This window comes from Leifsonia sp. Leaf264 (genome assembly GCF_001422325.1).
Classification (GTDB): domain Bacteria; phylum Actinomycetota; class Actinomycetes; order Actinomycetales; family Microbacteriaceae; genus Orlajensenia.
The window spans coordinates 726,248-747,615 of the sequence record NZ_LMMR01000001.1 but is presented as its reverse complement, the minus strand read 5'-3'; the positions used below and the strand labels follow the sequence as shown (position 1 = coordinate 747,615).

Annotated in this window: 20 protein-coding genes and 1 tRNA gene; 15 read left to right on the top strand and 6 right to left on the bottom strand. The window is 69.0% G+C overall.

Annotated features, from left to right (window positions below):
• Positions 1–38: 38 nt before the first annotated feature.
• The gene (locus tag ASF30_RS23280) at positions 39–1,175 is read right to left on the bottom strand and encodes an AI-2E family transporter (RefSeq protein ID WP_055901465.1); all 1,137 of its coding nucleotides are present in this window, start codon (positions 1,173–1,175) and stop codon (positions 39–41) included.
• A gap of 62 nt (positions 1,176–1,237) precedes the next feature.
• Here ASF30_RS23280 and metG point away from each other — a divergent pair, with 62 nt between their 5' ends.
• The 8 genes from metG (at position 1,238) to ASF30_RS03430 (ending at position 10,339) form a co-directional block, all read left to right on the top strand.
• Complete coding sequence (gene metG / locus ASF30_RS03465; protein WP_055902472.1) at positions 1,238–2,800, top strand: methionine--tRNA ligase; 1,563 nt, start codon at positions 1,238–1,240, stop codon at positions 2,798–2,800.
• The gene (locus ASF30_RS03460) at positions 2,793–3,728 is read left to right on the top strand and encodes a TatD family hydrolase (RefSeq protein WP_055902471.1); all 936 of its coding nucleotides are present in this window, start codon (positions 2,793–2,795) and stop codon (positions 3,726–3,728) included. Before metG ends, ASF30_RS03460 begins: the two co-directional genes overlap by 8 nt.
• Positions 3,725–4,594 (top strand): 16S rRNA (adenine(1518)-N(6)/adenine(1519)-N(6))-dimethyltransferase RsmA, encoded by an 870-nt coding sequence (gene rsmA, locus ASF30_RS03455; RefSeq protein ID WP_055901462.1) that lies wholly within the window; start codon positions 3,725–3,727, stop codon positions 4,592–4,594. Before ASF30_RS03460 ends, rsmA begins: the two co-directional genes overlap by 4 nt.
• 65 nt (positions 4,595–4,659) lie before the next feature.
• A complete protein-coding gene (locus tag ASF30_RS03450) occupies positions 4,660–5,595 on the top strand; it encodes a 4-(cytidine 5'-diphospho)-2-C-methyl-D-erythritol kinase (protein WP_055901459.1) in 936 nt (311 codons plus the stop codon).
• 193 nt (positions 5,596–5,788) lie between these two features.
• Positions 5,789–7,609 (top strand): ABC-F family ATP-binding cassette domain-containing protein, encoded by a 1,821-nt coding sequence (locus ASF30_RS03445; RefSeq protein WP_055901456.1) that lies wholly within the window; start codon positions 5,789–5,791, stop codon positions 7,607–7,609.
• A 124-nt stretch (positions 7,610–7,733) separates the two neighbouring features.
• Entirely contained in the window at positions 7,734–8,642 is a 909-nt protein-coding gene (locus tag ASF30_RS03440; RefSeq protein WP_121004629.1) for a MetQ/NlpA family ABC transporter substrate-binding protein, read from the top strand.
• A 9-nt stretch (positions 8,643–8,651) separates the two neighbouring features.
• Positions 8,652–9,680: a methionine ABC transporter ATP-binding protein gene (locus ASF30_RS03435; RefSeq protein ID WP_055901452.1), complete on the top strand. Its 1,029-nt coding sequence runs from the start codon at positions 8,652–8,654 to the stop codon at positions 9,678–9,680.
• Positions 9,680–10,339, top strand: coding sequence for a methionine ABC transporter permease (locus ASF30_RS03430; protein ID WP_055901449.1), 660 nt, complete (start codon positions 9,680–9,682; stop codon positions 10,337–10,339). The genes ASF30_RS03435 and ASF30_RS03430 overlap by 1 nt, the downstream gene beginning before the upstream one ends.
• Before the next feature lie 51 nt (positions 10,340–10,390).
• Here ASF30_RS03430 and ASF30_RS03425 read toward each other — a convergent pair whose 3' ends face one another.
• Positions 10,391–10,915 carry a pyridoxine/pyridoxamine 5'-phosphate oxidase gene (locus ASF30_RS03425; protein WP_055901446.1) on the bottom strand — a complete coding sequence of 175 codons (525 nt, stop codon included), beginning with the start codon at positions 10,913–10,915 and terminating at the stop codon, positions 10,391–10,393.
• Between the two features lie 26 nt (positions 10,916–10,941).
• Here ASF30_RS03425 and ASF30_RS03420 point away from each other — a divergent pair, with 26 nt between their 5' ends.
• Positions 10,942–11,730 (top strand): TMEM175 family protein, encoded by a 789-nt coding sequence (locus ASF30_RS03420; RefSeq protein WP_055901443.1) that lies wholly within the window; start codon positions 10,942–10,944, stop codon positions 11,728–11,730.
• On the opposite strand, the gene ASF30_RS03415 is transcribed toward ASF30_RS03420, so the two are convergent.
• Complete coding sequence (locus ASF30_RS03415) at positions 11,721–12,212, bottom strand: MarR family winged helix-turn-helix transcriptional regulator (protein WP_055901441.1); 492 nt, start codon at positions 12,210–12,212, stop codon at positions 11,721–11,723. The two genes, ASF30_RS03420 and ASF30_RS03415, sit on opposite strands and share 10 nt — an antisense overlap.
• A 98-nt stretch (positions 12,213–12,310) precedes the next feature.
• Between ASF30_RS03415 and ASF30_RS03410 the strand changes: the two genes are divergently transcribed.
• The 3 genes from ASF30_RS03410 to ASF30_RS03400 all read left to right on the top strand — a co-directional run bounded on the left by ASF30_RS03410 (position 12,311) and on the right by ASF30_RS03400 (position 14,859).
• Positions 12,311–12,382: transfer RNA gene (locus ASF30_RS03410), tRNA-Gln, on the top strand.
• A 27-nt stretch (positions 12,383–12,409) separates the two neighbouring features.
• Positions 12,410–13,846 carry a bifunctional UDP-N-acetylglucosamine diphosphorylase/glucosamine-1-phosphate N-acetyltransferase GlmU gene (gene glmU / locus ASF30_RS03405; protein ID WP_055901438.1) on the top strand — a complete coding sequence of 479 codons (1,437 nt, stop codon included), beginning with the start codon at positions 12,410–12,412 and terminating at the stop codon, positions 13,844–13,846.
• A gap of 35 nt (positions 13,847–13,881) precedes the next feature.
• Entirely contained in the window at positions 13,882–14,859 is a 978-nt protein-coding gene (locus ASF30_RS03400) for a ribose-phosphate diphosphokinase (RefSeq protein WP_055901437.1), read from the top strand.
• A gap of 4 nt (positions 14,860–14,863) precedes the next feature.
• Here ASF30_RS03400 and ASF30_RS03395 read toward each other — a convergent pair whose 3' ends face one another.
• A complete protein-coding gene (locus tag ASF30_RS03395) occupies positions 14,864–15,571 on the bottom strand; it encodes a hypothetical protein (protein WP_157496914.1) in 708 nt (235 codons plus the stop codon).
• Between the two features lie 63 nt (positions 15,572–15,634).
• Here ASF30_RS03395 and ASF30_RS03390 point away from each other — a divergent pair, with 63 nt between their 5' ends.
• Entirely contained in the window at positions 15,635–17,329 is a 1,695-nt protein-coding gene (locus tag ASF30_RS03390; RefSeq protein WP_055902470.1) for a long-chain-fatty-acid--CoA ligase, read from the top strand.
• 1 nt (position 17,330) lies between these two features.
• Here ASF30_RS03390 and ASF30_RS03385 read toward each other — a convergent pair whose 3' ends face one another.
• The gene (locus tag ASF30_RS03385; RefSeq protein WP_055901431.1) at positions 17,331–17,693 is read right to left on the bottom strand and encodes a hypothetical protein; all 363 of its coding nucleotides are present in this window, start codon (positions 17,691–17,693) and stop codon (positions 17,331–17,333) included.
• Positions 17,694–17,741: 48 nt separating this feature from the next.
• Here ASF30_RS03385 and ASF30_RS03380 point away from each other — a divergent pair, with 48 nt between their 5' ends.
• Entirely contained in the window at positions 17,742–19,001 is a 1,260-nt protein-coding gene (locus ASF30_RS03380; protein ID WP_235480249.1) for an APC family permease, read from the top strand.
• An 18-nt stretch (positions 19,002–19,019) separates the two neighbouring features.
• On the opposite strand, the gene gndA is transcribed toward ASF30_RS03380, so the two are convergent.
• Positions 19,020–20,477, bottom strand: a complete 1,458-nt coding sequence (gene gndA, locus ASF30_RS03375) for an NADP-dependent phosphogluconate dehydrogenase (protein ID WP_082467412.1) — start codon at positions 20,475–20,477, stop codon at positions 19,020–19,022.
• 274 nt (positions 20,478–20,751) lie between these two features.
• Between gndA and ASF30_RS03370 the strand changes: the two genes are divergently transcribed.
• Positions 20,752–21,357, top strand: coding sequence for a 50S ribosomal protein L25/general stress protein Ctc (locus ASF30_RS03370; RefSeq protein ID WP_055901426.1), 606 nt, complete (start codon positions 20,752–20,754; stop codon positions 21,355–21,357).
• Positions 21,358–21,368: the final 11 nt, after the last annotated feature.

Sequence of the window (21,368 nt, the reverse complement as noted above, 5' to 3'; positions counted from 1 at the left end):
CGTCGCCTACAAGAACCAGCGACTGCACCAGAGCGCGATCAAGCAGCAGGATGCGACTCTGGGAGTGGCGACTCCGCATCCTCAGACTCAGGCTCACGAGGTTCTTCCTCCGGTGTTCGGTCACCGGAAAGGCTTCGTGCCCACGTCCCCCGCGGATCGGCATCCAGCAGCAGGAGCTTGAGCAGCAGCGTCAGCGGAACCGCGAGCAGCGCACCGAGCGGCCCGAGCACGAAGCTCCAGAAGATGACTGAAGCGAAGGTGATCGTGAAGCCGAGGCTCACGGCCACCGCCACGAAGCGCGGTTGCACGAGCACCTGCAGGGTGACGTTGACGATGCAGTAGACGGCGAGCACGATGAGCGCGAGCCCCCATCCGCCGGTCACCAGCGCCATGACGGCCGGCGGGATGACACCGATCACGAAGCCGATGTTGGGGATGAAGTTCGTGATGAACGCCAGCACCGCCCAGATGAAGGCGCCCGGAATGCCCAGGGCCCAGAGGATGAGGCCGTCGAGGACGGCGACGATGAGCCCGAAGATCGCGTTCACGATCATGTACTGGCGTACGCCGTGCGCGTAGCCGGCCAGAGCGGCGATGACGTGAGCGTGCGAGTCGCGGAACCTGGCGAACAGCGGCGCGATATAGGCGGCATCCGCGGCCATGAAGAGCGGGTAGGCGAAGACCAGCACAACCACGGTCAACGAACTGAGCGTGGATTCAGCGAGGCTGAGGGCGACTCCGAAGAAGGCGGAGGGATCGACGGCGCCGGTCAAGGCCTCGGTCTGGGAGCTGCTGAGCCCCAACGTGCCGATCCAGTCGGTGAGCGCAGTCGCCTGTGCCTTGAAGGCATCGGCACTCTCGGAGACGAGCCTGGCGAACTGCGCGAGTGCCGTGACGAGGAGCACGCCGAGGGCCAGCAGGATCAGGTAGACGACCACGATCACGGCCGTCGTGGCCGCCCAGCGCGCCCAGCCCCTGCGCTCCAGGATCGCCCGCACCGGGTGGGCGATGATGACCAGCACGATCGAGAGCACGATCGGGCCGATGATCTCCTTGGCGGCGGCCATTCCGGCGATGGTGATCGACGCGGCTGCGAGCGTGATGAGCACCCGGGTCGCCAGGCCGAGGCCGACGGGTCCGACGGGCGGCTGCAGGGGAGGAGTGGCATCCGTCATGCCCTCATGGTGGCCCGGTAACACGGCAGGGAGGCCTCGGCGCGCCGAATAGGATGGTCACCATGTCCGACGGCTCCTCCTTCTACATCACCACGCCGATCTTCTACGTGAACGACGTTCCCCACATCGGGCACGCCTACACGGAGGTCGCCGCGGACGTGCTCGCGCGCTGGCACCGCCAGAGCGGAGACGACACCTGGTCGCTCACGGGAACAGACGAGCACGGCCAGAAGATCCTGCGCACGGCCACGGCCAACGGCGTCACCCCCAAGGAGTGGGTCGACAAGCTGGTGGCCGAAGCGTGGAAGCCGCTGCTCGAGGTCGTCGACCTCTCGAACGACGACTTCATCAGGACGACGGACGAGCGTCACGAGACCAACGTGCAGAAGTTCCTGCAGCACCTCTACGACGCCGGCCACATCTACACGGGCGAGTTCCAGGGCTACTACTGCGTCGGCTGCGAGGAGTACAAGCAGCCGGGCGACCTGGTCGACGGCGAGGGCGACTACGAGGGCCAGAAGGTCTGCGCCATCCACTCCAAGCCCGTCGAACTGCTCAACGAGAAGAACTACTTCTTCCGCATGAGCGCGTTCGCAGACCAGCTTCTCGCCCTCTACGAGGAGCGGCCCGACTTCGTGCAGCCCGAGAGCGCCCGCAACGAGGTCGTCTCCTTCGTGAAGTCCGGCCTCGCCGACCTCTCCATCTCGCGCACCTCGTTCGACTGGGGCGTGAAGGTCCCGTGGGACGAGTCGCACGTCGTCTACGTCTGGTTCGACGCCCTGCTCAACTACATCACCGCCGTCGGCTACGGCGCCGACGAGGAGGAGTTCGCCCGCCGTTGGCCCGCGACCCACATCGTCGGCAAGGACATCCTGCGCTTCCACGCCGTCATCTGGCCCGCCATGCTGCTGGCCGCCGGCCTCGAGGTTCCGAAGCAGGTCTTCGGCCACGGCTGGCTGCTCGTCGGCGGCGAGAAGATGAGCAAGTCCAAGCTCACCGGCATCGCGCCGTCGCAGATCATCGACACCTTCGGTTCCGACGCGTTCCGCTACTACTTCCTGCGCGCCATCTCCTTCGGCCAGGACGGCTCGTTCTCCTGGGAGGACCTGGCGGCCCGCTACCAGGCCGAGCTCGCGAACGGCTTCGGCAACCTCGCCTCCCGCGTGATCGCCATGGTGTCGCGGTACTGCGATGGCGTCATCCCGACGGCGGGCGAGCTGACCCCGGCCGAGGAGTCCATCGTGGCTCTCGAGCGTTCGGTGACGGATGCCGCCAGCGAGGCCATCTCGCGCCTCGCCATCCACGAGGCGATCACCTCGGTGTGGGAGCTCGTCGACGCCCTCAACCTCTACATCACCGAGCAGGAGCCGTGGGCCCTTGCGAAGGACCCGGCGAACCGGGCCCGTCTCGAGACCGTCCTGGCCACGGTCGTGCGCGGCCTCGGCACTCTCGCCGTGCTGCTCTCGCCGGTGACGCCGAAGGCCACGGCCAAGCTCTGGACCGCCCTCGGCGGCGAGGGCTCGGTCACCGAGCAGCGCATCGACCGGGCGTGGGAGTGGACCGGCGGAGCATCCGTCGCCCCGCTCGAAGCCCTGTTCCCGCGCATCGAGGCGAGTGGTGAGTAACGAGGAGCCGACAGGCGACTTCGTGCGCGTCCGCGAGCAGACAGCCGGACGCGACCTGAACTATCCGCCGCTGCCCGAGCCGCTGCCGGTGGGCGTGTACGACAACCACACCCACCTCGAGATCGCCGACGGTGAGGGACTCGACTACCGCGAGCACCTCGACCGTGCGGCTTCCGTCGGCGTGCTCGGAGTCATCCAGGTGGGCGGCGACATCGAGACCTCGCGTTGGTCCGCTGCGACTGCAGCCATCGAGCCGCGCATGCTCGCGGCCGTGGCCATCCACCCCAACGAGGCCGCCGAGTACGCCCTGCGCGGCGGGCTCGACGAGGCCATTGCCGAGATCGACAGGCTCGCCGGGCAGCCCCGGGTGGTCGCCGTCGGTGAGACCGGGCTCGACTGGTTCCGCACCGAGAGCGCCGAGGGGCGGGCCGCCCAGCAGCGCTCCTTCGAGGCCCACATCGACATCGCCAAGCGGCACGGCCTCGCCCTGCAGATCCACGATCGCGACGCGCACGCCGCCGTCATCGAGACCCTGCTGCGCGTCGGAGCGCCCGAACGCACGGTGTTCCACTGCTACTCGGGCGATGCCGAGATGGCGCGTGTCTGCGCCGACAACGGCTGGTACCTCTCCTTCGCCGGCAACGTGACGTTCAAGAACGCCGAGAACCTGCGCGAGTCCCTCGCCGTCGCGCCGCGCGAGCTGGTGCTGGTCGAGACCGACGCCCCCTTCCTCACGCCCACGCCGTTGCGCGGGCGGCCGAACGCGCCGTACCTCATCCCGCACACCCTGCGGGCCATGGCCGGCTACCTCGACACCGACGTCTCGGTGCTCGCCGCCCAGATCGGCTCGAACACCGAGCAGGTCTATGGACGCTGGGATGCCGAGCCCGTCGCCAGCACCGTCGTCCCGTCAGGAGGACTCGCATGAGTGGAGAACACAGCGCGGGCGGTGCCCGTCTCCTCGGGCCGGCCGAGATCCGCGATCTCGCCGAACTGCTGGGGGTCACGCCGACCAAGAAGCTCGGCCAGAACTTCGTCATCGACGCCAACACGGTGCGCCGCATCGTCAAGACCGCCGGCGTGCAGGCGGGGGAGCAGGTCGTCGAGATCGGGCCGGGGCTCGGCTCGCTGACCCTCGGGCTCACCGAGGCTGGAGCATCCGTCATCGCCGTCGAGATCGACGGACGACTGGCCGAGCAGCTGCCGAAGACGGTCTCGTTGATGCAGCCGGATGCCGCCCTCGAGGTCGTGCACCAGGATGCGCTGCGCATCCGCGAGCTGCCCGGAGCGCCCGTGCGCCTGGTCGCGAACCTGCCGTACAACATCTCGGTGCCCGTGCTGCTGCACTTCCTCGAGCACTTCCCGTCGATCCACGCCGGCATCGTCATGGTGCAGGCCGAGGTCGGCTTCCGCATCGCCGCGCCGCCCGGATCGAAGGTCTACGGCAGCCCGAGCGTGAAGGCCGCGTGGTACGGCGACTGGCGCACTGCCGGCAACGTGAGCCGTCAGGTGTTCTGGCCCGTGCCCAACGTCGACTCCGTTCTCGTCGGCTTCGATCGACGCACCGACGCCATCGGCACCGAGGCCGAACGCCTCGCCACCTTCGCGCTCGTCGACGGCGCCTTCCAGCAGCGCCGCAAGATGCTGCGGCAGTCGCTCTCGGGCGTGCTCGGCGACTCCGCGACGGCATCCGCCGCCATGGAGGCGGCCGGGGTCAAGCCGACAGCCCGTGGCGAAGAGCTGACGGTGCACGACTTCCTCGCCGTGGCGCGGGCATCGCACCTGACGGACTGAGCGGATGCCGGCCGCATGCACGTCGGGGTGGCTGACGGCGGCGGCATCCGGGCTAGGTTAGAAGCATGACCCTGCCTGCCGCATCGCCTGCCGCGCATGCGCGGGCACCGGGCAAGATCAACGTGTTCTTCAAGGTCGGCGCGCGTCAGGACGACGGATACCACGATGTCGCCTCCGCCTATCAGGCCGTCTCGCTCTTCGAGGACGTGCGCGCCTATCCGGCCGACGACTTCTCGGTGACCTTCAGCGGCAGCGTCGACACCTCGGGGTTGGCGACCGACGGCAGCAACCTCGCCATCAAGGCGGCCAGGCTGCTCGCCCGCAAGACCGGATTCCGCGGGGGAGTGCGCCTCGAGGTCGAGAAGCACGTGCCCATCGCCGGCGGAATGGGCGGGGGTTCGGCGGATGCCGCCGCCACGCTCCTCGCCTGCGACGCGCTCTGGGGCACCGAGGTCGGGCGCGACGAGCTCATCACCCTGGGCGCCAGACTCGGCGCGGACGTTCCGTTCGCGCTCCTCGGAGGCACGGCCATCGGCACCGGCAGGGGCGACCAGCTCAGCCCGGCGCTGGCCAAGGGCACCTTCCACTGGGTGCTCGCCATCGCCGAGTTCGGCATGTCGACCCCGGCGGTGTACGAGGAGCTCGACCGGCACCGCACCCGCAACGCCCGCGACATCCAGCCGGCCGAGACGGCGCCGACCGTCGACACCGAGGTGCTGCAGGCCCTCCGTGCCGGTGACGCGCGCATGCTCGCCAACGCACTCTCGAACGACCTGCAGGCTGCAGCGCTGCACCTCGCTCCCGGGCTCGGCCACATCCTCGAACTCGGCGAGGAGAACGGCGCCCTGGCCGGGATCGTCTCGGGGTCCGGCCCCACCGTCGCGTTCCTCGCCCAGGATGCGGACTCGGCACTCGAGCTGCAGGTGGCCCTCTCGGCAGCACGCCTCACCGCCGTGCGTGCCACGGCGCCGGTGCACGGCGCGCGCCTGCTGCACGACTGAGCCGCGGCATCCGCCCTGTCCGGGTCGGGGATCCGTCGTCTCGGCGGAGGTTCGGTGACACGGCGGATGGTCGTGCGTCCGCCAGGTCACCGACACCCCGCCAGGTCACCGACACCCCGCCGTGTCACCGAGACTCCGCCAGCTCCCGACGACGGAATCCGTCGCCGGCCCACGCGGGTAGGGTTGACCGGATATGGCACACCTGCTCGGCGGCGAGAAGCTGCGACTCGAATTCCCTACGCGCGTCATCTTCGACGGCGTCACGGTCGGCCTCAATGAGGGCGATCGCGTCGGCGTCGTCGGCAAGAACGGCGACGGCAAGTCGACGTTGCTGCGCCTGCTCGCCGGCCGCATCGAACCCGACGACGGACGCGTCACCCGACGACGCGGCGTCGACATCGGCATGCTCGACCAGTCGGACACCGTCGACCCGACGCTGACCGTGGCGCAGGCGGTGGTCGGCGGCATCGACGAGCACGTGTGGGCCGGCGACGCCCAGGCCCGCGACGTGATCGGCGGACTGCTCGGCGACGTGCCGTGGGACGCGGTGGTCGGCACCCTCTCCGGTGGCCAGCGCCGGCGGGTCGGCCTCGCCGCCCTGCTGGTCGGCGACCACGACGTGATCTTCCTCGACGAGCCGACCAACCACCTCGACGTCGAGGGCATCGCCTGGCTCGCCGGGCATCTCCGCAAGCGCTGGGCGCAGAACTCCGGCGGCCTCATCGTCGTCACCCACGATCGCTGGTTCCTCGACGAGGTGTGCAACTACACCTGGGAGGTCCACGACCAGATCATCGAGCCCTTCGAGGGCGGTTACGCGGCCTACATCCTGCAGCGCGTCGAGCGCGACCGGATGTCGGCGGCGAGTGAGGCCAAGCGGCAGAACCTCATGCGCAAGGAGCTCGCCTGGCTGCGCCGCGGCGCGCCCGCCCGCACGGCGAAGCCCAAGTTCCGCATCGACGCCGCCAACGAGCTGATCGAGAACGAGCCGCCGCCCCGCGACACCGTCGAGCTCAAGCAGATGGCGACCTCGCGCCTCGGCAAGGACGTCGTCGACATCCTCGATGCCGGCGTCGTCTACGACGGCCGCACGATCCTCAAGGACATCGAGTGGCGGATAGCACCGGGGGAGCGCACCGGCGTCCTCGGCGTCAACGGTGCCGGCAAGTCCACCCTGCTCGGCCTCGTCACCGGAACCGTCAAGCCCACCAGCGGCAAGGTCAAGCGCGGCACCACGGTGCGCATCGCGAGCCTCACCCAGGAGCTCAACGAGCTCAAGGACGTGCAGCACGAGCGCGTCTCGACCATCATCGGCCGCCAGCGCTCCAGCTACGTCGCCGGGGGCAAGGAGCTCACTCCCGGACAGCTGCTCGAGCGTCTCGGCTTCACCAGCGCCCAGCTCGCCACACCGGTCAAGGACCTGTCGGGCGGCCAGAAGCGCCGCCTGCAGCTGCTTCTCATCCTGCTCGACGAGCCGAACGTGCTCATCCTCGACGAGCCGACCAACGACCTCGACACCGACATGCTTGCGGCCATCGAGGATCTCCTCGACTCGTGGCCGGGCACCTTGCTCGTCGTGAGCCACGACCGCTACCTCATCGAGCGCGTCACCGATCAGCAGTACGCCGTCATGGACGGCCACTTCAGGCACCTGCCCCGCGGCGTCGAGCAGTACCTCGAACTGCGTCGGGGAGTGACGGATGCCGCGACGGATGCAGCGCGCAAGCCTGCGGCATCCGGAGCCTCGGCCGCATCCGGAGCCTCAGCGAAGCCGGGCAAGCCGGCCCTCGGCGGGGCGGACAAGCGCAACGCCGAGAAGGAGCTGTCCTCGCTCGACCGGCGCCTGAAGAAGTACCAGGGCGAGATCGCCGCGGCCCACGAGAAGCTCGCCGTGCACGACCAGAGCGACTACGCCGGACTCGGCGCCATCACCGCCGAGCTGCAGAAGCTCGAGTCGACGGTGGCCGACCTCGAGGTGCGCTGGCTCGAGGTCTCGGAGCTGCTGGAGGGCTGAACCGGAGAGTGCTGGCGCGCCACGAACCGCATGCGGCGGTGCTGTACCCCGATTCGCGCCCGGCGTGACGAAGTGTGACCCGCCGATTCCGCCCGTGACGACCACGCTGGATACCGTCGAAGACATGTCACGCAGCAGCAAGAAGTCTCTGTCCATCGTCGCGGCCCTCGCCGCCATCCCCCTCGTCGTCGCCCTCGCGGGGTGCGCCAACGGTTCAGCCAGCGCGTCGGGCGACGACGCTGACAAGACCGTCACCATCGGCGTCGTCGGCAAGAGCGACCCGCAGTGGGCGCCCTTCGTCGAGGCGGCCAAGGACGAGGGCATCACGGTCGACCTGGTCGACTTCGCCGACTACGCCCAGCCGAACCCGGCGCTCACCGAGGGCGAGCTCGACCTCAACCAGTTCCAGCACATCGTCTACCTCGCCGGCTACAACGTGTCGGCCGACGAGGACCTCGTGCCGATCGGTTCCACCGCCATCTACCCGCTGGGCCTGTACTCCACGAAGTACGACTCCGTCGAGGACATCAAGAAGGGCGACACCGTCGCGATTCCGGATGACGACGCCAACCTCGCGCGTGGCCTCCTCGTACTGCAGTCGGCCGGCCTCGTCAGCCTCAAGGGCGGCGGCAGCATCTACTCCGGCCTGAACGACATCGACACCGACAAGTCCAAGGTGAAGGTCACCACGCTCGAGGCGTCGCTGACCCCGTCGTCGCTGCCCGACGTCGCCGCCGCGATCATCAACAACGACTACGTCGAGGATGCCGGACTGAAGGCCTCCGACGCCATCGCCCAGGACGACCCGGCCGACGCCTCCGCCCTTCCGTACGTGAACATCTTCGCCGCCAAGGCCGAGGACAAGGACAACGCAACGTACAAGAAGCTGGTCGAGATCTTCCAGGACACGAAGGCTGTGCAGGACGGCCTGCTCGAGGCATCCGGTGGCACCGCCGTCGCGGTCAAGACCCCTGTCGCCGACCTCGAGGCCTCGCTCAAGACCGTCGAGGCCGACACCCGGAAGAACGGCTGAGCGCACCGCGTGAGCCTCGTCAGTCTGCGCAACGTCACCAAGACCTACCCGTCGCCCGACAAGGGCGGTGAGCCGATCGTCGCCATCGACGACGTCTCCCTCGACATCGAGGCCGGGGACGTCTACGGCATCATCGGCTACTCCGGAGCTGGGAAGAGCACGCTCGTGCGTCTCATCAACGCCCTGGAGCCGGTGACCGATGGCAGCGTGGTGATCGACGGCGAGGAGATCTCGGGGCGGCCGGAGCGGGAACTCCGCTCCGTCCGCCTCGGGATCGGCATGATCTTCCAGCAGTTCAACCTGTTCAACGCCAAGAACGTGTGGAACAACGTCGCCTACCCCTTGAGGGTCGCCGGCTGGCCGAAGGACCGGATCGCGGCTCGCGTCGACGAACTCCTCGATTTCGTGGGGCTGCGCGAGAAGGCCCGCAGCTATCCCGACCAATTGTCGGGAGGTCAGAAGCAGCGCGTCGGCGTCGCCCGCGCCCTCGCGACGGAGCCGCGTATCCTGCTCGCCGACGAGGCGACGAGCGCCCTCGATCCCGAGACGACGCAGGAGGTTCTCGCCCTGCTGAAGCGCGTGAACACCGAGTTCGGCGTGACCATCGTGGTCATCACCCACGAGATGGACGTGATCCAGTCGATCGCGACGAAGGTGGCCGTGATGGACGGCGGTCGTGTGATCGAGAAGGGCGACGTCTTCGACGTGTTCTCCGCGCCGCAGAACGCGTCGTCACGCCGCTTCGTGTCGACCGTCATCAAGGGCGTTCCGTCGCCGGCCGAGATCTCCGTGCTCCAGGAGCGCCACCGCGGACGCATCGTCACCATCTCCTTCCGCGACGGCAACGCCGACCAGGCCGCCGTCTTCCTCGAGATCGTGAACGCCGGAGTCGCGTTCGAGCTCGTCTACGGCGGCATCAACGACATCCAGGGCCGGGCCTTCGGCCATCTCACCCTGGCTCTCCGCGGCGACGACGCGGCGATCGACGCCGCCATCGCCCGTATCGCTGAACGCACCCACGTGACCGAGGTGAGCTGATGGACGCCCTCATCGAGCTGCAGTCCGAGTTCTGGAAGGCCGCGGGCGAGACGCTCTACATGGTCTCGATCACCCTCCTCGTGGGTGGCGCCGCCGGATTGCTGATGGGCCTGGTGCTCTACGCGACAAGAGCCGGCAGCCTGCTGCCCAACCGTGCGATCTTCGTGACGCTGAACGTCGTGATCAACTTCTTCAGGCCGATCCCGTTCATCATCTTCATCGCCGCCGTGCAGCCGCTGTCGCGTCTCATCATCGGCACCGGCATCGGCATCAACGCCGTCATCTTCGCGCTCTCGCTGGCCGCGTCGTTCGCCATCGCCCGCATCGTGGAGCAGAACCTGGTGACCGTCGCCCCCGGGGTCATCGAGGCCGCGCGGTCGATGGGCGCCGGGCCGTACCGCATCCTCGGAACCATCGTCATCCCCGAGGCCCTCGGGCCGCTCATCCTCGGCTACACCTTCATCTTCGTGGCGATCGTCGACATGTCGGCCGTGGCCGGACTGATCGGCGGCGGCGGCCTCGGCTACTTCGCGCAGCTCTACGGCTACAGGCAGTTCGAGCCCGTCGTCACCTGGGCGGCTGTGCTGCTGATCGTCGTGTTCGTGCAGATCGCGCAGTTCGTCGGTAACAGGCTGGCCCGACTGGCCCTGCGGCGCTGAGCCGGGCCCGCATCTGTTCGACGTTCCGACGAGAGCGGCTATGACGCGAACCTATGCGGAGAATTCGTAGCGGTGCCGGATGTGGTTCCGATCGTGCCGCGCCTGCCAGAACTCGATCTCGCGGGGATGTACCGCGTACACCTGCCAGGTCGGGTTCGCCGAGCCGTCGGAGCTCGGCCTGGCCGCCCAGTCCGCCGCCGACGTCTCGTCCGAGAGTTCGACGGCGTCGCCGGTCACCCGCACCTGCCGACCGAGCTCGGCCCAGAAGAAGTTCAGCGCGACGGCAGAGTTCTCCGCCAGTTCGCGACCCTTGCGCGAGAGCCGTGAGGTGGCGAACCACCAGCCGTCGGCGTCGATGTCCTTGAGGATCAGCATCCGCGACGACACCAGGCCCGCGGCATCCGTCGTCGCGAGAGAGAAGGCATGGGGCTGACGGATGCCGCGGACCACAGCGGCCTCGAGCCAGTCCTGGAACAGTTCGACGGGGTCCGACGGCGCCGTGTCGGGGTCGAAATCGGGGAGTTCGTCGGGGAAGTCGGGCAGGGCGCGCAGCATCCGCCTGAAGGATTCACTCACGTGCCCCACCCTATTAGGCTCGCCCCATGACTGATCGGTCCGAGCGGGTGGAACGTCGCACCGGCGCCGAGAATCGGTACAAGCGCCTGCTGACCCAGGGCTCGAGCATCGAGCGGACCGTGTTCTTCAGCGACGCCGTGATGGCCATCGCCATGACTCTGCTGGTGCTGGAGATCCATATCCCCGATGTCGCGCCCAGCGACATCGGCGCTGCGCTCCTCGATGACCTGCCCGTGTTCGGCGCCTACGTGCTGAGCTTCGCCATCATCGGCATCAACTGGATCACGCACAACCGCAAGTTCACGGTCATCCGCCGGTACAACGCCCCGCTGCAGGCGATCAACCTGGGCGTCCTGTTCTTCGTCGCGCTGCTGCCCGTGTCGACCAGCGCGCTGAGCATGTACCAGGAGCCCGTCACGGTCGTGATCTACGCCGTCAACGTGGCTGCCATCAGCCTGATGCAGCTCTGGCTCTGGGTGTACTCGTGGCGTCACGACTTCCTCGACGAGATCGTCGACTTCGACGTCTACGCGCTCAGCGTGCGCAACCAGTTCCCGACGCCGGCGATCTTCCTCCTGTCCATTCCGATCGCGCTGTTCGTGGACCCCTCAGTGGCGATGTACTTCTGGATCCTCATCCTGCCGCTGTCGATCATCACCCAGCACCTGCCGCTGCCGAACCAGCGACGCAGCGAGAAGCTGGTGCAGATCCGGGTCGAGGCCAGAACCGCCGAGAACGAGCAGCTCGAAGAGGAGGACCTGGCCATCGCCGCCGTGGAGGCGGCCGCAGCGCTCGGGCGCCGGCCTCAGTCGTAGTCGAGGCTGAGCTTGCGCAGCAGCCCGGCCAGACGATCCTGATCCGTCGCGCTCAGCGTGTCGAGGAGGTCGGCCTCGGCGTCGACGAGCTGGGTGATGGCGGCGTCGACCTGGTCGAGGCCCGCCGGTGTCATGACCACGAGCACGCCGCGGCCGTCGCGAGGGTCGGTCTGCCGCGTCACCAGGCCGACGTCGACGAGCCTGTCGATGCGGTTCGTCATGGTGCCGCTGGAGACGAGAGTCTGCTGCAGCAACTGCTTGGGAGAGAGCTGGTACGGGGCGCCTGCGCGTCGCAGCGCCGAGAGCACGTCGAACTCCCACGACTCCAGGCCGGCCCGGGAGAAGGCGCTGCGGCGCTCGCGGTCGAGGTGCTTCGCGAGTCGACCGACTCGGGACAGCACCTGGAGGGGGGAGAAGTCGAGATCGGGGCGCTCGCGTCCCCACGCATCCACGATGCGGTCGACCTCGTCGTTGCTCGGCATGGCTCCATTATCCCGTTCGAATGCTCTCCGTCGCGTCACGGGCGCGTCATGCGTTCTGGCAGACTGGAGGGCGCGTTCGGCCTCGTGGCCCGGCGTGGTCCGCCGTGGTGTAATGGCAGCACGACAGCCTTTGGAGCTGTTAGGTCCAGGTTCGAGTCCTGGCGGCGGAGCCCTTCGAGCAGCATCCAGGGAGACCCATGACCGATCCGAAGCTCGCCATCGTCGTCCTCGCCGCAGGCCAGGGCACCCGCATGAAGTCGTCGCTCCCGAAGCTGCTGCATCCGCTCGGCGGCATGCCGATCGTGTCGCACGTGCTCGCCACGGCCCGCAAGCTCGACGCCGCGCACGTGATCAGCGTCGTGCGCTACGAGCGCGACAGGGTGGCCGGCGTCATCGGCGTCGACATGCCGGAGAGCGTGATCGTCGATCAGGACGAGATCGCCGGCACCGGCCGTGCGGTGGAGCTCGCCATCGCGGCGCTGCCGGCCGACTTCGCCGGCGAGGTGCTCGTCGTCAACGGCGACGTGCCCCTCCTCGATGCCGAGACCCTCGGGCGCTTCGTCGAGGCGCATCGGGCCGATGCCGCGGCCGCCAGCGTCATGTCGCTGTTCCCGCACGACGTCACGGGTTACGGGCGCATCGTGCGCACCGAGGACGGCGCCTTCGACCGCATCGTCGAGCAGAAGGACGCGACGGAGACCGAGCGCGCCATCGGCGAGGCCAACGCCGGCATCTACGTCTTCGGGGTGAACGAGCTCCGCGACCAGCTGGCCAACGTGACGACGGACAACGCCCAGGGCGAGAAGTACCTCACCGATGTCATCGGCCTGCTCCGCGAGGCCGGCAGCGAGGTCGCCGCCGTCCCCGTGGACGAGGCCTGGCTCGTGGCCGGGATCAACGATCGCGCCCAGCTCTCCGAGGCCGCCCTGCAGCTGAACGCGCTCATCGTGCGCGGATGGCAGCTGGCCGGCGTCACCATCCAGGACCCGGCCACGACGTGGATCGACGTGAAGGCCGTGCTGGCTCCAGACGTCACGGTGAAGCCGGGCACCCAGATCCTCGGGGCTTCGGTCATCGCCACCGGAGCCGTGATCGGTCCCGACACCACCCTCGTCGACACCGAGGTTGGCGAGGGAGCGACGGTCAAGCGCACCGACGCCACCCTCAGCGTGATCGAGGCCGGCGCGACCGTCGGCCCGTTCTCGTACCTGCGTCCGGGCACCATCCTCGGCGCCGATGGCAAGATCGGCGCCTTCGTCGAGACCAAGAACGCGAACATCGGCGTCGGCAGCAAGGTGCCGCACCTCTCCTACGTCGGCGATGCCACGATCGGCGAGGGCTCCAACATCGGCGCCGGTTCGATCTTCGCCAACTACGACGGCGTCGAGAAGAACCGCTCCGAAGTGGGCTCGCACGTTCGAACCGGGTCGCACGGGGTGTTCGTCGCCCCCGTTAGGATTGGTGACGGAGCGTACACCGGCGCCGGAACAGTCGTCCGCAAGGACGTCCCACCCGGGGCCCTCGCCATCTCGGTCGCGCAGCAGCGCAACCTCGACGGCTGGGTCAGCCGCAAGCGCCCCGGAACGGCCGCCGACACAGCGGCCCGGGCCGCCTCACCGGCGTCCGACGACTAAACGGCCATCGAGTCGCAGAGCAGAGCGGAGTCCGAGTGTCCGGCATCAACATCACCGGCCAGAAGCACCTCGTCCTGGTTTCCGGGCGTGCGCATCCGCAGCTCGCGAAGGACATAGCGACCGAGCTCGGCAGCGAGTTGGTGCCGACGGATGCCCGCACCTTCGCCAACGGCGAGATCTACGCGCGCTTCGACGAGAGCGTGCGCGGCTGCGACGCCTTCGTCATCCAGTCGCACACCTCGCCGATCAACGAGTGGCTCATGGAGCAGCTCATCATGGTCGACGCCCTCAAGCGTGCCTCGGCCAAGCGCATCACCGTCGTCTCGCCGTTCTACCCCTACGCCCGTCAGGACAAGAAGGGCCGCGGTCGTGAACCGATCAGCGCCCGCCTCGTCGCCGACCTCTACAAGGCCGCCGGTGCCGACCGCATCATGAGCGTCGACCTGCACGCCGCCCAGATCCAGGGCTTCTTCGACGGCCCCGTCGACCACCTCTTCGCGATGCCCGTGCTGCTCGAGCACTTCCAGTCCAAGCTCGACCCGGCCACCCTCACCGTGGTCTCGCCCGACATGGGCCGGGTGCGCGTCGCCGACATCTGGAGCGACAAACTCGGCGTTCCCCTCGCCATCATCCACAAGCGCCGCGACCCGCTGGTGCCGAACCAGGTCTCGGTGCACGAGATCGTCGGTGAGGTCAACGGACGTGTCTGCCTGCTGGTCGACGACCTGATCGACACCGGCCGCACGATCGTGAAGGCGGCTGAGGCCCTCAAGGCCGCCGGCGCCATCGGCGTCGTCGTCGCAGCCACCCACGCCGTCTTCAGCGATCCGGCCACGGAGATCCTGCAGAGCGACGCCGTCGACGAGGTCGTCGTGACCGACACCCTGCCGGTGCCGGAGGAGAAGCGCTTCGACAAGCTCACGATCCTTCCGATCGCGCCGCTTCTCGCCCAGGCCATCGACGCCGTCTTCAACGACGAGTCGGTCACCTCGATGTTCGACGGGGCTGCGTAGGCGCCTAGCCCCAGGCGTCTGTCGGCGCCTTGACCATGTCGGCCGGGCGCGAGCTCCAGTGCGCCCCGTTTGCGTAGTGGCTCGACGCCCACGGCGACGCCCAGATCGCCGCTTCGATCTCACTCGTCGGAGCGGACGCCGCGAAGCCGGCCGCGATGGCGGAGTAGCCCGAGTTGCGGTGCAGGGCGTCGGCGCACTGCTCGGCCGCCGTCACGAGCGAGTCGTAGCTGCCCAGGCCGCTGCCGCCGCCGGAGCCCCAGCCGTTGTTCAGCGGGTTGTTGCGGTTCCACCAGTTGTCGACGCCGTTCTCCTGGCGCATCCAGCGCGTGAACACCGTGATGTTGCTCTCCGTCGTCGGCCAGCCGGCGAACACCAGCACGAGCTTGGCCCAGTCGTAGTTGGTTCCGTTGGCGGCCAGGGTCTGCGCGCCGTCGGTGGCGCTGTAGCCGTCGCGGTCCACGGAGATGTCGGGCACCGTCGCCGCGACGGTGATCGACTGCTCCGGCAGCGTCGTCCCGCTCGCCTGAGCCGTCTCGGCAGCGCTCGGAAGCGGTGGGGGCGCCATCATGAGGGCGGCGCCCCAGGCGATGACGGCCAGCGCCGCCGGGATCGCCATCCGGTTGCGCGGATGCGATGTCGTCTTCCGCGGCGCGCCCCGTCGCGCCGCGGTGTGCCGCGACGAGCTGCGAGGTCGGATGTGTTCGGAGGTCATAGGCCTTCGCCCGAGGGTAGCAGGGCACCCTGATGATGAGCCCGGCGCTACTGTAAAGGGGTGATCACGACCCCCCGCCCCTGGCTCGACTCCTACGCCGAGGGCGTGCCCCACGACATCGAGCTGCCCGACGGTTCCCTCTACGACATGCTCGCGGCGTCGGTTCGGCAGTATCCCGACAACGTCGCCCTCGAGTTCTTCGGCCGCACCACCACCTACGCCGAGCTCGGCGCCCAGGTCGACCGGGCGGCGGAGGGCCTGCGCCTGCTCGGCGTGCAGAAGGGCGACACGGTCGCCCTCGTGCTCCCGAACTGCCCGCAGCACGTCGCGGCGTTCTACGCCGTGCTGCGACTCGGTGCCATCGTCATCGAGCACAACCCGCTCTACACGCCGCGGGAGCTGCGCCACCAGTTCGAGGACCACGGGGCCACGGTGGCCATCGCGTGGAACAAGGTGGTCGAGACGATCCAGGACTTCCCGGCGGATGTCGCCGTCGAGACGATCATCTCGGTCGACGTGACCCGGGCCATGCCCTTCCTCACCCGTGCCGCGCTGAAGCTGCCGGTCGCGAAGGCGCGCGAGTCGCGTGAGGCCCTCACCACGTCGGTGCGCGGCACGACCCCGTGGGACGAGCTGCTGAAGGCTGCGCCCATCGACGAGCACATCGTGGCGCCATCCGTCGACGACGTCGCGCTGATCCAGTACACCAGCGGTACGACGGGGTCTCCGAAGGGCGCGACGCTCACGCACCTCAACCTCGCCGCCAACGCCGCACAGTCACGGGCATGGGTGCCGACCATCGAGCGCGGCACCAGCGTCGTCTACGCCGTGCTGCCCATGTTCCACGCCTACGGCCTCACCCTCTGCCTGACCTTCGCGATGAGCATGGGGTCGCGACTCGTGCTGTTCCCGAAGTTCGACCCCGACCTGGTGCTCGCCGTCATGAAGAAGCGTCCGGCCACCTTCCTGCCGGCCGTGCCGCCCATCTACGAGCGCCTACGGCACGCCGCGGAGAAGGAGGGCGTGTCGCTCGCTGGCATCCAGATCGCCATCTCCGGCGCCATGCCCCTCTCGGCCGAGGTCGTCGAGCCGTGGGAGGCGCTCACCGGCGGCTACCTCGTCGAGGGCTACGGGCTCTCCGAGACCTCTCCGGTGCTCATGGCCAACCCCGTCGCCCCGACGCGCAAGGCCGGAACCGTCGGCCTGCCGCTGTCATCGACCGAGGTACGCGTCGTCGACCCGGAGGACCCGACGCAGGATCGCGGCACAGACGAGGAGGGCGAGCTCATCGTGCGCGGGCCGCAGGTGTTCTCCGGCTACTGGAAGAAGCCCGACGAGACCGCGGCCGTCTTCGTGACGGCGACGGATGGCGGAGCCGACTGGTTCCGCACCGGCGATATCGTCGCGCTCGATTCCGACGGCTTCGTGAGGATCGTCGACCGCATCAAGGAGCTCATCATCACCGGCGGCTTCAACGTGGCGCCGAGCGAGGTCGAGGAGGCGCTGCGCGCGCACCCCGACGTGCTCGACGCTGCAGTCGTCGGTCTCCCGAACGAGCACAGCGGTGAGCAGGTCGTGGCCGCGGTGGTGCTGCGCGACGGCGCCGAGCTCGACGAGGCGTCCATCCGAGCGTTCGCGCGCGACCAGCTGACCGCCTACAAGGTGCCGAAGCGCATCGTCGCCGTCGACGAGCTGCCCAAGTCGCTCATCGGCAAGGTCATCCGTCGACAGGTACGCGATCAGCTGCTGAACGGCTGAGTCAGGACGTCTGCTGCGGGATGTGCGGTGCTGACGGGATGAGGCCGAGCGATCCCAGGTACTCCCGCGGACCGCTCGTGCTCACGGCGTAGCACTGCCAGCCCGGGCCGTCCTGCGCGAACAGCTGGAAGTCGACCGACGAGCCGCCGGCGTCAGGGCGCAGGTACGCCGCATAGGCGGCGCAGGCGCGGGCGGCCGTGCCCTGGGCGACACCCCAGGTCACCAGGACGCCCGGGAGCACGAGGGCGACGATGCCGACCCAGACCACGGCCCGGAGCATGCGACCGCGGCGGCCGCCGCGGAGCGGGCGGGCGAAGTCGTCGTCGTCCTCGTCGGCGCCGAGCAGCTCCGGATGCGTCGTCATGGTGGCGACCCTAACAAACGTTCACGCTGCATCGCTAAGGTCGGCCTCGTGAGCGCACTCCTCCGGCGGATCGGCACAGGCCAGGCCATGGGCATCGGCTTGGCATCGATGGTCGGGGCCGGTGTCTTCTACGTCTGGGCACCGGCCGCCGCTGCGGCCGGTGGAGCGCTGCTCGTCGGGCTGGTCCTCGCCGGCATCGTGGCCTCGCTCAACGCCCTGAGCACGGCCCAGTTGGCGATGGCCCATCCGGTGTCCGGCGGCGCCTACGCCTACGGGAGGGCGACGATCGGGCCGTGGACCGGATTCGCAGCGGGCTGGCTCTTCGTCTGCGGCAAGACAGCCTCGGTGGGCGCGATCGCACTCATCGCCGGGAGCTACCTCTGGCCGGAGCAGGCGAAGCCCGTGGCCGTGGCCGCCGTGGCCGTGCTGGCCGGAGTCAACGCGACGGGCATCCGCAGTACCGCCCGCGTCAGCCTGGTGATCGTGGCCGTAGTGGGAGCCGGCCTCGTCACCCTGATCGGTGCGACCCTGCTCTCGGGAGCGGCGGTCGGACCCGTGCTCGAGCTCGGAGCGACGGATGCCGGCTGGTACGGCGTGCTGCAGTCCGCCGGCCTGCTGTTCTTCTGCTTCGCCGGCTACGCCCGCATGGCGACGCTGGGGGAGGAGGTGCGTGATCCCCGGCGCACCCTCCCGCGGGCGATCATCTCGGCGCTGGCCATCGCACTGGCGCTCTACGCGACCATCGGCGCACTCTGCCTGAGCGTGCTCGGGCCCGACGGTCTGGCGGTCTCGGCGTCGCCGATCGCGGATCTGGCCGCCGTGGCTCTCGGCGGCACCGGATGGGCCGTCGTCGTGGGTGCCGTCGCCGCCCTCGCGAGTCTCGGGTCGTTGATCGGCATCCTCGCCGGGCTCAGCCGCACCTCGCTCGCGATGGCACGGGAGGGCGACCTGCCCGGCGCGCTCGGCCGCATCTCGACCCGGACGTCGGCGCCGGTCGTGGCCGAGGCATCCGTCGCCCTGATCGCGATCGCGGCGGTGGTACTGCTCGATCCGCGCCAGCTGGTCGGATTCTCGGCCTGCGCCGTGCTCGGCTACTACGCGATCGCGCACGCCTCGGCACTGCGGCAGCCGCGCTCGGAGCGCTGGCTGCCGCGCGCCGTGCAGTGGATCGGGCTCGCCGGATGCCTCCTGCTGGCCCTCACCCTGCCGTGGCAGGCCGTCGTCGGCGCCGTCGTGGTGCTGGCGGTCGGGCTGGGCGCCCGCTCGCTGAGCGTCATGATGAGGCGCCGGGAAGCCGCCCCGAAGTAGCGGGGACGGCCAGCGCGACTAGTGGCTGGAGCCTGCCGATTCGATCTCGGAGCGGTCGCCCGACCACAGGGTGTGGAAGGTGCCGTCCTTGTCGACGCGCTTGTAGGTGTGGGCTCCGAAGAAGTCGCGCTGGCCCTGGATGAGGGCTGCCGGCAGTCGGTCGGCACGCAGGCCGTCGTAGTAGGCCAAGCTCGACGAGAACGCGGGCGAGGGGATGCCGGCCTGGGCCGCCACGACGACGACGCGGCGCCACGCCTCCTGGGTGCCCGCGAGGGCCTCGGCGAAGTACGGGGCCGTCAGCAGCGCCACGAGTCCGGGGTCGGCGGCGTAGGCCTCCGTGATGCGGTTGAGGAAGCGGGCCCGGATGATGCAGCCGCCGCGCCAGATGGCCGCGATGTCGCCCTTCTTGATGTCCCAGCCGTACTGCTCGGCGCCCGCGACGATCTCGTCGAAGCCCTGCGAGTAGGCGACGATCTTCGAGGCGTAGAGGGCGCGACGCACGTCCTCCACGAACGCGTCCTGGTCGGCATCCGCCACGGTCCACGCCTCCGACGGGCCGGGGAGGGCGGATGCCGCCGCGCGCTGGGCGGGCTTCGACGACAGCGACCGCGCGAACACGGCCTCGGCGATGCCGGACACCGGGATGCCGAGGTCGAGCGCTGTCTGCACGGTCCAGGCTCCGGTGCCCTTCGCGCCGGCCTGGTCGAGGATGACGTCGACGAGCGGCGTGCCGGTCTCGGCGTCGACCTGGCGCAGCACCTCGGCCGTGATCTCGATGAGGTAGCTCTCGAGCTCGCCGCGGTTCCACTCCGAGAAGATGTCGGCGATCTCCGACGGCGACTTGCCGGTTCCGCGACGGATGAGGTCGTAGGCCTCGCCGATGAGCTGCATGTCGGCGTACTCGATGCCGTTGTGCACCATCTTGACGAAGTGGCCGGCGCCGTCGTGCCCGACGTGGGTCACGCACGGCTCGCCCTCGGCGATCGCTGCGATGGACTTGAGGATCGGTCCGAGGGTGACCCACGACTCGTCGGAGCCTCCGGGCATGATCGACGGGCCGTTGAGGGCGCCCTCCTCGCCGCCGGAGATGCCGGCGCCGACGAAGTTGATGCCGGTCTCGCGCACGGCCTTCTCGCGGCGGATGGTGTCGGTGAAGAGCGCGTTGCCGCCGTCGACGATGATGTCGCCCGGCTCGAAGACCTCGGTGAGGGCGTCGATGACGGCGTCGGTGCCCCGTCCGGCCTGCACCATGATGATCGCAGTGCGCGGCTTGCTGAGCGTCGCGGCGAATTCCTCGTAGGAGGAGGCGGGCACGAACTCGGCCTCGGGGTGCTCGGCGAGCAGGGTCTCGGTCTTCTCAGGAGAGCGGTTGAACACTGCGACGGTGTTGCCATCACGGCTGGCGAGGTTGCGTGCCAGGTTGGATCCCATGACGGCCAAGCCGACGACGCCGATGTTTGCTGTTGCCTCGGGCACGATTGCGCTCTCCTTCGATAGTCGGATTCCAGCGTAGTGTTCGCGCCTGCTTCATGACGCTGTGCTGCCGCATCCGCCAAGCCTGATAGACTCACAGACTGGTTTCCCGTGCCGCTCGCGGTGCAGGGGACTGAAGACTTCGGCGAGGGATGCTCCGGCATCCGTTATCGACGCGGCGGATGCGGCTTCCCCTGGCTTTTCCTCACGCTGACATGCGTTCGAGTTGAACACACAGACCACTGATCTGGGCCACGAGCCCGCAAGGAGATACATCATGAGTGATGACAACAAGGTTGTCGCCGAGGTTCGCGAGTCCTTCGGCAAGGGCGCTGCCCGCAAGATCCGCGCCGTCGGCAAGATCCCGGCCGTCATCTACGGCCACGGTTCCGACCCCCGCCACGTGACCCTGCCCGCCCACCAGATCGGACTCATCCTCCGCAAGGCCAACGCCCTGCTCGAGCTCGACATCGACGGCAAGACCGAGCTCGTGCTCGTCAAGGACGTGCAGAAGGACCCGGTCCGCCAGATCATCGAGCACCTCGACCTCATCGTCATCCGCAAGGGCGAGAAGGTCCAGATCGAGGTTCCCGTGCACGTGACCGGTGAGAGCTTCTCCGGCACCATCGCCGACCTCGACGCCAAGACCCTCCTGCTCGAGGCCGAGGCGACCCACATCCCCGAGAACGTCGTCGTCGACATCGAGGGCCTCGAAGAGGGCGCCCAGATCTTCGCGAAGGACGTCGAGCTGCCCAAGGGCTCCTCGCTCATCAGCGACCCCGAGACGCTCGTCATCAACGTGCACGTGCCCGCCGCCGGTCGTGGCGAGGGCGTGGAAGAGGAAGAGGCTGACGCCGAGGCCGCCGCCGAGGCTGCCGAGTAGTCATCCTCGGT

Coding starts and splice junctions, on each gene's coding strand:
- ASF30_RS23280 (WP_055901465.1), bottom strand. CDS start 1,175: ATGACGGATGCCACTCCTCCCCTGCAGCCGCCCGTCGGACCCGTCGGC.
- metG (WP_055902472.1), top strand. CDS start 1,238: ATGTCCGACGGCTCCTCCTTCTACATCACCACGCCGATCTTCTACGTG.
- rsmA (WP_055901462.1), top strand. CDS start 3,725: ATGAGTGGAGAACACAGCGCGGGCGGTGCCCGTCTCCTCGGGCCGGCC.
- ASF30_RS03450 (WP_055901459.1), top strand. CDS start 4,660: ATGACCCTGCCTGCCGCATCGCCTGCCGCGCATGCGCGGGCACCGGGC.
- ASF30_RS03445 (WP_055901456.1), top strand. CDS start 5,789: ATGGCACACCTGCTCGGCGGCGAGAAGCTGCGACTCGAATTCCCTACG.
- ASF30_RS03440 (WP_121004629.1), top strand. CDS start 7,734: ATGTCACGCAGCAGCAAGAAGTCTCTGTCCATCGTCGCGGCCCTCGCC.
- ASF30_RS03430 (WP_055901449.1), top strand. CDS start 9,680: ATGGACGCCCTCATCGAGCTGCAGTCCGAGTTCTGGAAGGCCGCGGGC.
- ASF30_RS03420 (WP_055901443.1), top strand. CDS start 10,942: ATGACTGATCGGTCCGAGCGGGTGGAACGTCGCACCGGCGCCGAGAAT.
- ASF30_RS03415 (WP_055901441.1), bottom strand. CDS start 12,212: ATGCCGAGCAACGACGAGGTCGACCGCATCGTGGATGCGTGGGGACGC.
- glmU (WP_055901438.1), top strand. CDS start 12,410: ATGACCGATCCGAAGCTCGCCATCGTCGTCCTCGCCGCAGGCCAGGGC.
- ASF30_RS03395 (WP_157496914.1), bottom strand. CDS start 15,571: ATGACCTCCGAACACATCCGACCTCGCAGCTCGTCGCGGCACACCGCG.
- ASF30_RS03385 (WP_055901431.1), bottom strand. CDS start 17,693: ATGACGACGCATCCGGAGCTGCTCGGCGCCGACGAGGACGACGACGAC.
- ASF30_RS03370 (WP_055901426.1), top strand. CDS start 20,752: ATGAGTGATGACAACAAGGTTGTCGCCGAGGTTCGCGAGTCCTTCGGC.